Annotated in this window: 9 protein-coding genes; 5 read left to right on the top strand and 4 right to left on the bottom strand. The window is 43.6% G+C overall.

Annotated elements, in window-relative coordinates:
• Positions 1-18 precede the first annotated feature (18 nt).
• A complete protein-coding gene (locus O3Q51_07030; protein ID MCZ4408554.1) occupies positions 19-1,359 on the bottom strand; it encodes an NAD(P)/FAD-dependent oxidoreductase in 1,341 nt (446 codons plus the stop codon).
• Positions 1,356-2,636 (bottom strand): kynureninase, encoded by a 1,281-nt coding sequence (kynU, locus tag O3Q51_07035; GenBank protein MCZ4408555.1) that lies wholly within the window; start codon positions 2,634-2,636, stop codon positions 1,356-1,358. The genes O3Q51_07030 and kynU overlap by 4 nt, the downstream gene beginning before the upstream one ends.
• 19 nt (positions 2,637-2,655) lie before the next feature.
• Between kynU and hemL the strand changes: the two genes are divergently transcribed.
• Positions 2,656-4,002 carry a glutamate-1-semialdehyde 2,1-aminomutase gene (gene hemL, locus O3Q51_07040; protein ID MCZ4408556.1) on the top strand — a complete coding sequence of 449 codons (1,347 nt, stop codon included), beginning with the start codon at positions 2,656-2,658 and terminating at the stop codon, positions 4,000-4,002.
• On the opposite strand, the gene O3Q51_07045 is transcribed toward hemL, so the two are convergent.
• On the bottom strand, positions 3,982-4,812 hold the full coding sequence (locus O3Q51_07045; GenBank protein ID MCZ4408557.1) for a hypothetical protein: 831 nt from the start codon (positions 4,810-4,812) through the stop codon (positions 3,982-3,984). The two genes, hemL and O3Q51_07045, sit on opposite strands and share 21 nt — an antisense overlap.
• A 1-nt stretch (position 4,813) precedes the next feature.
• Complete coding sequence (locus O3Q51_07050; protein MCZ4408558.1) at positions 4,814-5,560, bottom strand: hypothetical protein; 747 nt, start codon at positions 5,558-5,560, stop codon at positions 4,814-4,816.
• A gap of 106 nt (positions 5,561-5,666) precedes the next feature.
• Here O3Q51_07050 and gcvP point away from each other — a divergent pair, with 106 nt between their 5' ends.
• The 4 genes from gcvP (at position 5,667) to O3Q51_07070 (ending at position 15,218) form a co-directional block, all read left to right on the top strand.
• Positions 5,667-8,558: an aminomethyl-transferring glycine dehydrogenase gene (gene gcvP / locus O3Q51_07055; GenBank protein ID MCZ4408559.1), complete on the top strand. Its 2,892-nt coding sequence runs from the start codon at positions 5,667-5,669 to the stop codon at positions 8,556-8,558.
• 108 nt (positions 8,559-8,666) lie between these two features.
• Entirely contained in the window at positions 8,667-10,622 is a 1,956-nt protein-coding gene (locus tag O3Q51_07060) for a hypothetical protein (protein MCZ4408560.1), read from the top strand.
• Between the two features lie 208 nt (positions 10,623-10,830).
• Positions 10,831-12,879, top strand: a complete 2,049-nt coding sequence (locus O3Q51_07065) for a T9SS type A sorting domain-containing protein (protein MCZ4408561.1) — start codon at positions 10,831-10,833, stop codon at positions 12,877-12,879.
• Positions 12,880-13,175: 296 nt separating this feature from the next.
• Positions 13,176-15,218, top strand: a complete 2,043-nt coding sequence (locus tag O3Q51_07070) for a T9SS type A sorting domain-containing protein (protein ID MCZ4408562.1) — start codon at positions 13,176-13,178, stop codon at positions 15,216-15,218.
• Positions 15,219-15,256 lie beyond the last annotated feature (38 nt).

Here is a 15,256-nt window from a genome sequence, read left to right on the forward strand (position 1 = left end):
TATTCTGCCTCACGAAAGTTACCTAATTCCTGCCAGCGCCAAGGCTTCTTGCTCAATTTCAGGCGAATTCCATCGTGAAGAAATATCAGCTTTATCCATTACCGCCTCCATAATGCGGTCGTGTTTCTTTCCTTCTGCGAGTGCTTCGCTGTAGCGAATGTGGCTAAAAGTGACCTGAGAATAGAGTGGAATCCATTTTTCTCCATGATGTTCATGCAGATTGGCCTCAATCTTTTTTCGGAGAATAAAAGTAGGATCAGCCACCGAGTCGCGCATCTCCACATAATTGCGCATAGCCAGTTCTGCAATGGCATCTGCATCGGGCTTTCGCATTTTTTGGAATGCATTCATCGTCGCTTCCCAGTCTTCATTGTGCTTTTCAAAAAGCTCATCCATCACTGAGCAATCTTCAAATCCCGAATTCATCCCCTGCCCATAAAACGGAACAATGGCATGACTGGAATCGCCCATCAAGCACGTGTTTTCTCTCACCCACGGGTAGCAGCGAATGATTACCAAATCAGAAAGCGGATGACTTTTGTAATCTCCCACCAAATCGGGCATCATTGCATAGAAATCGGGAAATTGCTTCTTGAAGAAGGCGTCAATTGCCTCATCACTATCGAGGTTTGCAAAAGAATTTTCGCCTTCATATGGCATAAAGAGTGTACATGTAAAACTCCCGTCGGGATTGGGAAGTGCAATGAGCATATATCCACCGCGCGGCCATATGTGCAAAGCGTTTTTGTCCATGGCGTAGGTTCCGTCATCATTTGCGGGAAGCAAAAGCTCTCGGTAGCCATGTGGAATAAACTCTTGTTGATAGTTGAATCGCTGCGTCTTTTGCATATCAGCGCGGACGGCAGAAAATGCACCATCCGTTCCGAAGATTAAATCTGCTTTTTCTTCGAACTCCTCACCTGTTTTATAATCTTGAAAATAAGCAATGCTTTTTTCGAAGTCTACACCCGTGCATTTGCAGTTGAAGCGCATTTCCACCCCATCGTATGATTCTGCAGCATCGAGCAAAACGCAATTGAGCTCACCTCGAGAAACTGAGTAAATGGCTTGGCCTTCTTTACCGTATGACTGAAAACTCACATTTCCTTCCGGATCGTGAATTCTTCTTCCATACATCGGAATGGCCACTTCTCTCACCTTTTCGGAAACGCCAATCATGTCCAAAGCCTTCCAGCCGCGAGTGCTCAGTGCAAGATTAATGGACTTTCCCGCCTGAAGCTCCACTCCACGAAGGTCCGGACGACGCTCTATCACTTTTACTTTTAAGCCTCTTCGGGCAAGATTTGCGGCATGAAGTGATCCCACAAGACCGCCACCAATGACCAATGCTGTTTTCATGATGAATGTTTTTTTGAATAAGCCGAGCTGAGAATTTTTCCAAATTCCAAAGCATCGGAAAAACTGTTATAAAGAGGTACTGGGGCAATTCGAATAACGTTTGGCTCCCTCCAATCAGCAAAAACACCTCGATCCTGTAAAAAGTTGAAAAGTTCTTTTCCTCGACCGTGAGCCAAGAGACTCAATTGACAGCCTCTTCGATCTGGTTCTGCGGGTGTAATGATTTCGATATGAGCATCATGCTCTTTGGCTACAGCCTCTATAACCTCTTGAAGAAATGCCGTTAAGGTCAAGCTCTTTTTACGCATGCGGTCAAATCCCGCTTGGTGAAAAACTTCCAAAGAAGCTAAATGGGGCGCCATCACAAAGATCGGAGCATTGCTTAACTGCCATCCCTCTGCTCCCGACATGGGCTCGAAGCCTTTGTCCATCTTGAATCGCGCATTCTTGTCGTGACCCCACCATCCTGCAAATCGAGGCAAGTCGAAATCGTTTGCGTGCTTTTCGTGGACGAATATTCCCGATACTGAACCTGGTCCTGAATTCAGGTATTTGTATGTACACCAAGCTGCGAAGTCCACATTCCAATCGTGCAGATCGAGAGGAACATTTCCTGCAGCATGGGCCAAATCGTATCCGACGATAGCACCTGCCTTATGGCCTGCTTCAGCGATGGATTTCAAATCAAAAAATTGACCTGTATAGTAATTTACTCCACCCCAAAATACCAGAGCAAGTTCGTCGGCATTTTCTTCGATGGCCGAAATAATATCTTCTTCCCTGATGAGGTGTTCGCCTTCTCGAGGCTCTACTTCAATGATGGCTTCTTCGGGTTGGTAGCCGTGGAATTTCACTTGAGACTCCAAAGCGTATTGATCGCTAGGAAAGGCTTTCGCCTCGCAAATTATCTTGTACCTTTTCCCTTTTGGTCGATAAAAACTGACCATTAACAGGTGGAGGTTGACCGTGAGGCCATTCATATGTACGACTTCTTGAGGCTTTGCGCCGACTAAATCCGCCGCTGGCTTCATTAGCTGTTCGTGATAATTTACCCAAGGCCTTCGCGCTTCGAAATGACCTTCCACGCCGTAGTCAGCCCAATCGTCGAGTTCTTCGAGTAGTATTTTTTTAGCCCTTTTTGGCTGAAGGCCCAAACTATTTCCTGTAAAGTAAACAGTAGTGCCCGAATGATGTTTGGGTATATGAAAGGCATCGCGAAAGGATGCCAGCTCATCTGCAGCATCAAGTTTTCGCGCTTTTTCCTGAAGGTGGTTCATGTTGCGTGAAGCGTTAAATTTGCCGCAAATTAAGGTCATTCGTCAAACCGACCAAGAAAAGAGAGTATCTGATATGCAAAGAGAAGAATCTGCCAAATTATTCAAGAAAGCAAAAACCCTATTTCCGGGTGGTGTAAACAGCCCTGTAAGAGCATTTAAAGCCGTTGGCGGAAATCCGCTTTTCATAGATAAGGCTAAAGGAAGTAAAATCACGGATGCCGATGGAAACGAATTTCTTGACTTTTGCTGCTCATACGGCCCATTGATTTTGGGTCATGCTCCCGATGAAGTGATTGAGGCAGTTTCTGAAACCGTAAAACTCGGAACCTCATTTGGAGCTCCTACTCGCCTGGAAAACGAGTTGGCCGAATTGATTATCAGCAATCACCGCTATATCGAGAAAATTCGTTTCGTTAATTCAGGGACAGAAGCTGCCATGTCGGCCATCAGGCTTGCGCGTGGATATACAGGAAGAAACAAGATCATTAAATTTGAAGGATGCTACCACGGTCATGTCGATGCGTTGATGGTGAAAGCAGGAAGTGGATTGGCAACTCTCGGAACTTCCACTTCGGCGGGGATTCCCGAGGCTTACACAAAAGAAACCATCGTATTGCCGCTTCACAATAAAGAAGCGGTAGAAGAAGCCGTAGCGAAATTCAAAGGGGAGATTGCCTGCATCGCATTGGAGCCGATTCCTGCTAACAACGGTCTATTGCTACAAGGAAAAGACTTTTTGCAATTCTTGCGCGATGTTTGCGATCGAGAAGATATCCCCTTGTTTTTTGACGAGGTGATATCGGGCTTTCGAGTAGGATTCGAAGGAGCCGCAGGGCTTTACGGCATTCAACCTGACTTGATTGCTTTCGGAAAAATAATCGGTGGTGGGCTACCCGTTGGAGCTTACGGTGCGTCAGATAAGATTATGAGCTGCGTCGCCCCCGATGGACCCGTATACCAAGCGGGAACGCTAAGCGGAAATCCCGTAGCCATGGCAGCGGGTAAGGCTCAAATTCAAGTGTGCTTAGAGCCTGGATTCTACGAAAATCTGGAGGAAAAAACGAAATCTTTCGCCAAAGACGTTAATGATTTTGCCGCAGCAAAAAACTACCCTTTTAAGATTTTCCATATTGGGTCTATATTTTGGGTGGCATTCACCAATAAGGAAGAGGTTTCTGACAGCGATGAAGTGAATGAAACAGGCATGAGCCATTTCAAGGCATTCCACGGAGAGCTTCTTGAACGAGGGGTATACATAGGTCCTTCGGGTTTTGAGGTGGGATTTGTTTCCAAAGCCCATAGCTCCGAAGATCTCAAGAAGGGCGCCGCTGCTATGAAAGAAGCTTTAAATGTATTGTTTGGCTAAAACAAAAGCTGCTCCTTGGAGGATGAGCATCCCATCGATGGCAATCGAAAAATAAAGCTCATCATTTTTAGTCTTGGCCTTGGAAATAAGGGTGCCCGAGAGAAGAAGTACACCGAGGTGGACCAAGAATAAATTGAGATCAATATCTCCCAATTGAAATAGTATAAACCCGGCCATGGCTGAAATGAGGAGAAAAATAAGTGCAAGATTCCTCGCCTGATTGACTCCAAGAACTTGAGGAATTGTTTTCTGCCAAGGCCAATCGACGGGTAGATCACGAATATCGAAAGGGATAGTCAGTGCTGCTACAAAACAAGCTTGCTGTACCACAAAAAGGGCTATAAATGAAAGTCTGAGTTCTGCATACATGACGGGAAGGATCACACTCGAAAGTGTCCATACCAGCACGATGGTCCACAATTTTAATCCCGGCACTAGCCTTAGGCTGATTTTTCCTTTGGATGATGGAAATAGAGGAAAGGCATAGGCCAGGGAAATCATGCCCGTAATGGCCAAAACAATTATCTGATGTACGGCTAATTCAAAAACATAATAGCCCATTCCCAGGGCGCCAAGAACCATCATGGCTGTACCCGTTTTGGAATAGGAGTGATCTTGATTCAAATCTCCTACTCTTCTTTGAAAGTTGTAAGTAAAGAGAGCAGCAAAAAAAGCGAAGAAAGCCAAAGAATAATCAGGCGGAATGCCGGCAAACCCTAAAGCACCCAAAATGGAAAAAAGTGAAGCAATTGAAATGAAAAGGTTGGTTTTCCCTAGAAACCTGAGAACGCTGAGCAGAACTTTCTTCAAATCAAAAGTTATTGTCTACAATAGCATATGAGAGAAGGCCGACGACAGTTCCGATGGCACTGCCCAGTAGCGCTTTCCTGGTGTATTTGCTTCTGGCATAGGTTTCGTAACCGGCGGCATAGTCATCATTGTACTTATAGCTGGAATCCTGAATGTGGTCTTCTTTTATCTTAACCACCGGAATTCTGGCAGTTAAAGCTGCCAAAGGCGGAACGGCTAGTGCCAAAACACTTCCGCGAGCGGCATATCCTGTAAACAAACCGACAGCCATTCCTCCGTAAAACCAAGCATTGCCGGTAACACCAAATCGAGCATCGCGCTCTCCAACTACAAATGCGCGCATCTCTTCCTCCGAAGCCACATTACCGAGAGGCTCATCATAAAAATAATAAACCCTCTCATCCCCTTCGGTAGGTTGAAATGAAAACACAGCATCTCTATCCATTGCTCCATCTCTAAGTACAACAGGCACTTCTAGTCCTTTTTCAGATTCGAAACCGAGTCTGTACATGTCGTTCTGTTTACTGGCCGATCGCAAATCAATCCTTAGCCTTTTGAATTGATTTTTATCAAAGCGATACTGAAGGTTAGTGAAAGAGGTGTCGTTTAGATTTTCCACCTCAATCAGCTTGCCATTCATCAGCAGCAACTGACCTTTTTGCTGAGCCTGGATTGAGGAGATTGTACTCTGCACCAATACCACAAAAGACAACCACAACAACCTGTATTTCAGATTACTGAAAAACATAGGAATAATTTTTAAAAGAAGTTTTGAACCACGAAGGTACTTAAACCGTTCTGAGTCAATTCATATTATATTTGCACCCTCGAATTACGATAAAAACCTACTGATAATGCCTTTAAGAAATTTCCCTAAGAGACACATTGGCCCAAGAGATGCTGAAGTGAAAGAAATGATGGCCACCATCGGATATGAGTCGTTGGATGAATTGATTGACAAGACGGTTCCCGCAGACATTCGACTTCAGGCGCCGCTGGATTTACCAACCTCAAGAAGCGAGCATTGGTATTTAAGGGAATTGGAATCATTGGCTCAAAAAAACGATGTCTTTAGGAGTTACATCGGAATGGGCTATTACAACACTATAGTGCCACCTGCTATCCAAAGAAATGTTTTGGAAAACCCGGGATGGTACACCGCCTACACTCCTTACCAAAGTGAAATAGCACAAGGAAGATTGGAAGCCTTGATTAATTTCCAAACGATGGTAATGGATTTTACTGCGATGGAAATCGCAAATGCTTCACTTCTGGATGAGGCCACGGCAGCCGCTGAAGCGATGAGCATGTTCTATGCTACCCGATCAAGACAGGCTACAAAAGCGGGAGTCAATCGTTTTTTCGTTTCTGAGAACTGTTTTCCGCAAACGATTGATGTCATCAAGACCAGAGCGGTGCCTATGGATATCGAGTTGATCATAGGAAATCACGAAGATTTCAATATGACCGATTCTTTTTTTGGAGCATTGCTCCAATATCCTGACGGAATCGGAAGTGCTGAAGACTATCGTAAATTCGTAAATCAAGCGCATGAGGTAGGTGCCAAAGTAGCCGTAGCCTCTGACCTTATGAGCTTAGCTCTTTTGACACCTCCGGGTGAGTGGGGAGCGGATGTGGTAGTAGGAAATACGCAACGATTTGGGGTCCCGATGGGATTTGGAGGTCCTCATGCTGCATTCTTTGCAACGAAAGAAGAGTTCAAAAGACACATCCCAGGCAGAATAATCGGAGTTTCTGAAGACAGCCATGGAGCGCCTGCTTTCAGGCTAGCCTTACAAACCAGAGAGCAGCACATCAGAAGAGATAAGGCTACTTCCAATATCTGCACAGCCCAAGCCCTTTTGGCTGTAATGGCATCCATGTATGCCGTGTATCACGGCCCGATTGGGCTGAAAACCATTGCTGAAAATATTCACCTGAAAACCACCAGACTCGCTGAGGGATTAGAAAATCTGGGATTTAAAATCAAAAACAGGGTTTACTTCGATACGCTATTTATTGAATTGCCCGAGGGAGTAACCAAAGTCGGTATTGAAGAAGTAGCGAATGAGAGAGAAATAAACCTTCGCTTTTTTAACTCCAATCATGTAGGAATAAGCTTGGATGAGACGATTTCTCGTCATGACTTTCAGGATATATATGAGATTTTTCTCCAAGTATCGGGAAGAGATGCCAATGAAATCCCGGCCGGAGCTGAATCTCCCATTCAAGGTTTCTTCAAGCGGGAAAGTGCCTTTTTAGAGCACCCCGTTTTTAACATGTATCACAGCGAAACGGAGTTGATGCGCTACATTAAGAGACTTGAAAACAAAGATCTTTCTCTAACGCACAGTATGATCTCCTTGGGTTCGTGTACGATGAAACTCAACGCCGCGAGCGAATTGATGCCCATCACTTGGCCTGAGTGGGCGAATATCCACCCTTTCGCACCTTCTACGCAAACTTCAGGTTACCATGAAATGTTTGAGGGCTTGAAGCGTGCGCTTTGCGAAATTACAGGTTTTGCAGGGGTTTCGCTTCAGCCGAACAGCGGCGCACAAGGAGAGTATTCGGGTTTGATGGTGATCAGAAATTATCATCATAGCCGCGGTGAAGATCACCGAAACATTGTGTTGATCCCCGAAAGTGCTCATGGAACAAATCCAGCGAGCGCGGTCATGGCAGGTATGAAGGTTGTTGTTGTCAAGTGTGATGACCAAGGGAATATTGACGTAGAGGACTTGCGTCAAAAGGCTCAAGCCAATGCCGAACACCTTTCTGCATTGATGATTACCTACCCCTCTACACACGGAGTATTCGAAGAATCTGTCGTTGAGATCAATAAGATCATCCATGAGAATGGTGGTCAGGTATACATGGACGGTGCCAATATGAATGCACAGGTAGGCTTAACCAATCCGGGTATCATCGGTGCGGATGTTTGTCACCTAAATCTTCATAAGACCTTCGCCATTCCTCACGGAGGAGGTGGCCCCGGCATGGGACCTATTTGTGTAGCGGCTCATTTGACACCATTTTTACCGGGTCACTCGGTAGGTGAAACAGGGGGATTCAATAATATCAGTGCAGTTTCTGCAGCCCCTTTCGGAAGTGCCTTGATTCTTCTGATCTCTTATGGATACATTAAGATGTTGGGAAGAGACGGTGTAACGGATGCCACGAAGTATGCTATCCTAAATGCCAATTATATCAAAGCCAGATTGAGTGGGTCATACTCTATCCTTTATAAAGGAAAAAACGATACCGTTGCGCACGAAATGGTAGTAGACTGCCGTCCTTTCAAAGCTTTGGCCAATGTAGAAGTAGCTGATATCGCGAAACGACTTATTGACTTTGGATTCCACGCTCCTACGGTTTCTTGGCCGGTTGCAGGCACTTTGATGATAGAGCCTACAGAGAGTGAGTCAAAAGGAGAATTGGATCGTTTTTGCGACGCGATGCTTCAAATCAGAAAGGAAATAGAAGAAATCGCAAAGGAAATTTATCCGAAAGACGATAACGTTTTGAAGAACGCTCCGCATACTGCACTTGAGGTAACAGCTGATAAATGGGAGCATTCATACTCTCGTGAAAAGGCAGCTTACCCTCTGGGGTATCTTAAATCTGCTAAGTTCTGGGCACCCGTAGGAAGGGTAGATAATGCTTCAGGAGATAGAAATTTAGTATGCTCATGCCCTCCTTTATCGCAATACGAAACAAACGAAGTAGAACTTCATGACCAATAGTTAATTGATTGTAAACTTACAATTGAGATGGGATTTCAACCTGTTTAATAATTGCGTGATGATGAGGTAATGATTAGTTCATATATTTGGGGATCAAAAATTATACCTATGAAAAAACAATTCTACCTATTACTCGCCGCTATCGGCATTTCGGGAACCGTTTTGGGTCAACAAGCCGTACCCATTCATGTCCCTGCAATGAAGAACAATTTTGAAAAGGCATCGAAAGTTGCCAAGTGGAATCAAAAAGACTTTGACAATCCGCTCTTCGAATCTGATTTCTCCGAAGCCCTTGGAGATGTTTGGACTGTTGACAATGAAAATGCCAGCCCGGCAGAAGATGACAATTGGGTAATTGGTACTGACATACCTAATGGTCCGTTTGCAATTGCGGGTATCAATTCAAGTACTGCAGACAACGGATTCGCTATGTTCGATTCGGATGGATACTGTGCTAATTATGCCTTCCCTTATCCTACACAAAACGCTTGGATTCAAACAGCAGAAGCAATTCCATTGCCCGCAGAGGATGTAAGTGTTCAATTTGAAACATATTACCGCGCATTTCAAGGTCAGTGCTTCTTCGAGTTTTCTGAGGATGGAAACATTTGGACTTCTATCGAGCTCTTCACTGACGTTGATGTAAATGACGCAACTGATAACTCAGAGTTATTCACATTTTTCGTAGAAGATTTATCGGGAGTAGATGATGCTTTCTTCAGATTCAGATATGTAGGTGCATGTGACTATGCATGGATGATCGATGATTTCAAAATCGCGGCTACACCTGAATTTGATATTAGAATGACTTCTGCTTGGTACGATGAGTACATCCTACTCGGAGGTGAAGACGATGATATCGTAGATTACTATGACAACCTTGAGTACAGTGAGTATCTTCAAGACAATGTACGTCCATTGACCTTCATTGCCGAAGTTGAAAACCTTGGAACCAGTGAGTTGACAGGAGTTACTCTTGAAGTTATTGTAAATACTCCAATGGGAGATCAAACTTTCACTTCAGACGCAATTACGGTTCAACCGTTTGAATTTGGTGTTATTGAAATTCCAAATGCTATGCTTGATGCATTCGAAGATGGAGGAGAATTGGGAGATTACACTGTAAACTTTTCTGTTTCTGTAGCGGAGGATGAAGGCGATCTTTCAAACAATTCAGTTCCACCGAAAAGCTTTGTAGTTAACGATGTTTACATGGCAAATGACCGCGACCTATTGGTTGGACCATCTACCAGTATTGCCGATGACTGCACTTGGGGGAGTCAATTTGTATATAAAGAGGCCACAACTGTGGATTACCTAGCTTTCGGATTAATCGAAACAGCAACGTTTGAATCAGCAGAAGGTGTGGTTACAATTATCAATACTACTCCGGGTGAGTTGCTCAACTTAAATATTCGTCAAGGATCAGTCTTAGAGGAAGAAGGTCCTGATAATGTTATGGAGTTACTTTTTGGAGATGATGAGATCGAGTACGTTATAGAAGAAGCTGATATTACAACAGGAGGAACATTGAATTGGATCATCGTTCCATTGCCTGAGCCAATAACCTTGGATCCTGACGTGATCTATCAAGCTGAGGTTACTCTTCCAATAGTTGGTGAAGATTACTGCTTGATTGCCCAAGTTTCTCAACAAGAGGAACTGGCAGGTACTGTATTCACCCCGGATGATCTTTCTTCGGGTCCTCAAGGATGGTTTACTCTAGGAACGGAAGCTCCCGCTCTTCGCATCGGTAAATTTGGCCCCAACAATACTCAAGAAACACCAAGCTTGAGCTTTTCTATGGGCCAGAACTTTCCTAATCCTGTAAGTAACGGAAGCACCAGAATAGCATGGGAATTGCAAGTTCCAGCAGAAAATATCACTTTCACTATTAGCGATAACACGGGTAAAACTATCTACCAAAAAGACTTGGGAGATCGTCCCGCAGGTGTTCAGGAAGATATCGTTTTAGACGATTTGAAACTTGCTGCTGGAGTATACCAGTACGGACTTAAAGTTGGAAACGAAAGAATGGTTCGTAAAATGGTTATTACCAAGTAAGGTTACTACCGTTCTATGAATAAGATAGAAAGGGTTGCCATTTCAGGCGACCCTTTTTTATTTGATACTTTAAAGAAAAATGGAAGAATCTTGGAATTCCATTTGCAAATTTGTCGGCCAAATGATACATCAATATGCGGTGAAGCATAGGATATTTTAACTATTTTTACATTCTAACTTTTTAAAGTTTAACTAACACCAAATTCTTATGAAATTAAAAATCTACTTTTTAGGGGCTCTAGCCTCTGTATTTGGTCTTCAGTCAATGGCTCAAAGCAGCCAAGAAGCTAAAAAGACCGTTCATTCCTACATCCAGGCTCCCGAGTTCCAACAGAACACGAAAGTCGATTATTCTAAAGCGGGAGCTAAAGAAACTATATTCTGCAGTGAATTCGATGATCCGGATGCCTGGACTCTTATCAATGAAGGCGAGCAAGGAACGTGGGGTGTTGTACTTGAAGAAGATGCTGATGTACTTGACTTTATGGGTGCCATGGCTTCTGCCACTGCCGATAACGGTTTTGGTCAATTCAACGGAATCTCTTTCCTACTTGATGGAGATGTCGCGCTTCAAAATTCAATACTTGAATTGAACGAGCCTGTTGACTGTAGCGCTCTATCTGATGTTGCGGTTACCTTCAACCAGCGCGCCAGAGCATTTAACTACGACGAAAACTACCTGGAAGTATCTACTAATGGTGGGACTTCTTGGGTTCCTTTCCTAGTAAACGATGGTTTGGTAACGAACGCACCTGCGATACAAGGAGAAATCACTCTCGATATCACAAGCGTTGCTGCTGGAGAATCTGATGTGAGACTTCGTTTCCGATGGGTTTCTGACCCTCTTTCTGTGAATCCTGACCTTACTCCTGATGAGATTAACAGCTTCGGTTCAGGTTACGGATGGATGGTTGATGACTTATGTGTTTCAACACTTCCTGAAAACGAGTTGATCATCGGTGAAACTTACTACGATGACTTCTTCGAAACTTTCTTCGAGCTTGACGGAAGCTACTTCTACGCAAGCGCAGAAACTACTGACTTGGATCAAGTAACTTCTTTCGAATACCACACACAGCCTGACTACTCTACTAGAGAGTTCAACTTTGCATGCGGTGTTACAAATGGCGGTACTGCCGAGCAGACAGGTGTTAGCCTTGTAGTTACTTTTACTGACCCTGACGGAACATCAACAGAGCTAACAAGTGATCCTATCACCCTTGCTCCCGGAGTTACGGACACTATCCGCTTCTACGGTCAAATCCCTACGAATTGGGAAGTAGATGGCCAAGGAGGAGCACTTCCAAATGGTCTTTATGAAATCGACTTTGAAGTGGTACAAGACCAAGACGATGAGCTTCCCGGTAATAACGTAGGTGTTTCTCGTTTTACCAGAATCACAGATGACTCAAGCGCTGATGGAGCGATCATTCAACATGAAAACTCGTTGACTCAACTTGGTGCTGACGGTCAGGACATCATTTCAGGTACACGCTACTCTTTCAGCCCCGGCGATGAAGACAGAGCTATCACTACAATTCGATTTGCGATTAATGATGAATCTGCTGATGGTGTGGGTGAGCAAGTATTCTTGAATGTAAGAACAGGTTCTGTTCTTGAAGAAGAGAATGACGATAACCCAATGAACCTATTCTTCAGCTACAATGAAGATGATGAAGACGTTGTAACATACGAAGTAGATGAGGATGATTTGTCAACCACTTCTACTCCTAATTGGATTGAAGTTACGCTTCCAACTCCTGTATTTATTGAGCCTGGACTCATTTACCAAGCAGAGATGCGTCTTCCACTTTTCGGAGAGGAACTAGTCTTTACAGGTCTTACTTCTACACGTAAAGCAAGCTCATCTGTAATTTACGATTTCGATGATGTATCTACAGGTCCTCAGGGATGGTTCTTCTTCGGAGGTTCAGTTTACAACTTAGCTTTCGGTACTGACCTTGTAACAAACGTTTCTGACATTAGCTACGAAAGTGGAATTAAGTTGACTCAAAACTACCCGAACCCGGTAGTGAACAATACAATGATCCAATTCCAACTTGATGTAGCTAGCGCAGTTACTTTTGAAGTATTCGACATTACAGGTAAACTTGTATACAGCGAAGACTTAGGTAACGTGCCTGCTTTGACCAACCAAGTGGTTGACTTCAACCGTGCCGGTTTGGCTGCAGGAACTTACACTTACGGTGTTGCTACTGAAAATGAAAGATTAACAAGAAAAATGATTATCCAATAATCAACTGAAACTTGTTTCAATAAAAAGCCCCGCTGCTCTGCAGCGGGGCTTTTTTGTGTTTTAAATCCAACAGAATTGCTTCACTTGATAGGACCTAGATAGCACTGTTTGAGGTAGACAGTAACCTACAATGTCTTCAGTAGGGCTAGCCCATGCATCATGTTAAATATTCGGAAACTGAAATTGTAACTTCCTGTTTTTGTGAGCTATTAATATTTGAACTTAGTCAAATGGAAGTGACAATCCCTTATTTTGAGTAGCTTACCCAAATAATCACGCTATTAAAACAAATCCTCATGAAATTAACAACCTACCTTCTAGGAGCATTGGTCTCTGTATTCAGCCTGCAATCTATAGCTCAGAATAGTCAAGAAGCAAAATTGAACCTTCAAGGCTACATTCAAGCTCCCGAAATCAAACAAGATGTAAAGATTGATTACGCTACGTCAGGTGCGAAAAATACTGTGTTCTCAAATGAATTTGATGTCTCAGAAGAGTGGATTCTGACAAATGAAGGAGAACAAGGCACTTGGGCAATAGTGACGGAAACCAGTCCGAACGTAGCAGATTATATGGGTGCTATGCAATCTGCATCAGCAGAAAACGGCTTTGGTGAATTTGACGGTATCTCTTTCCTATTAGACGCGGATGTTGCACCCCAGAACTCCATTCTTGAATACAACGGTTCTATTGACTGCAGCTCACTAAGCGATGTTGCGGTAACCTTCAACCAAAGAGCCAGAGCTTTTAATTATGACAAACAGTTTCTCGAAATTTCTACAAATTCAGGCACTTCATGGATACCATTCGAATTGAACACTGAATTGGCATTTAACGCTCCTGCGGTACAAGGCGAAATCACTATTGATATTACCAGTGTTGCCGCGGGAGAAGAAGATGTGAGAATCCGATTTCGTTGGTTTTCAGATGCGCTTAGCGAGAATCCTGACCTGACCCCTGCACAGGTCAATAGCTTCGGCTCAGGCTATGGATGGATGATTGATGACTTGATCGTGTCTTCCCTTCCTGAAAATGAATTAATAATAGGAGAAACCTTCTATGATGATCACTTCGAAACCTTTTTTCAAGTCGGTGACGAATATTTTGTCAGCGAGGAGTATACAGATTTGCTTCAAGTGTCTTCCTTCGAATACCACACACAGCCCGATTTCTCCACCAGACCTTTCAACTTTGCTTGTGGTGTGACCAACGGCGGTACTGTTGAACAAACAGGAGTTAGCCTTGTGATCACTTTTACCGACCCAAATGATGAAACGTGGACAGATACGAGCGACCCGATTACACTTGCTCCGGGCGTTACGGATACTATTCGCTTTTACGGTCAAATTCCTTCGAATTGGTCGATAAATGGAAATGGTGATCTTCCTAATGGTCTTTATACAATCGACTATGAAGTGATTCAAGATCAAGATGACGAACTACCCGGAAACAATGTGGGCGTTTCATTATTTACAAGAATTTCGGATGAAGAATCAGAAAGCGGTTCTTTTATTCAACACGAAAATTCATTAACATTTCTAGCCAATGATGGTCAAGACATCATTGCCGGAACCCGGTATACCTTTAGTACAGATGAGACGAATAAAGTAATTACCTCTATTAGATTTGCCTTAAACGATGAATCTGAAGATGGTATTGGTGAACAACTTTTCCTAAATGTGAGAACGGGAGGCGTATTGGATGAAGAAAATGCCGAAAACGAAATGAATCTTTTCTTCAGCTACAACGAGGATGACCCGGATGTCGTGATCTATGAAGTTGAAGAAGAAGATTTATCTGCTACCTCTACGCCCGTTTGGATTGAAGTTGTGCTTCCAACACCAATACTTATTGAGCCCGGGCTGATATACCAAGCGGAGCTGCGTCTTCCGCTTTTCGGAGAAGAATTGGTTTTCGTTGGTCTTACATCAACACGAAAAGTTTCTTCGTCTGTCCTTTACGATTTCGATAATGTGAGTACAGGTCCTCAAGGTTGGTTCTTTTTAGGAGGGCAAGTTTATAACTTGGCTTTTGGTACAGATCAACCTTTAAACGTGCCTGAAATCAGCTACGAAAGCGGAATAAAGCTGACCCAAAATTATCCTAATCCGGTTGTAGACCATACAAGAATTCAATTCCAACTGGATGAAGCCAGTGCGGTTACTTTTGAAGTATTTGACATCACGGGTAAGCTTGTTTACAGTAAAGACTTTGGTGACGTACCCGCATTGACTAATCAAGTGGTTGACTTCAACCGTGCCGATTTAGCTGCAGGAACCTACACTTACGGCGTAATTACTGAAACCGAAAGACTCACAAGAAAAATGATTATCCAATAATCAACTGAAACTTGTTTCAATACAAAACTCCGCTACGA

This window comes from Cryomorphaceae bacterium 1068 (assembly GCA_027214385.1).
Classification (GTDB): domain Bacteria; phylum Bacteroidota; class Bacteroidia; order Flavobacteriales_D; family Cryomorphaceae; genus JAKVAV01.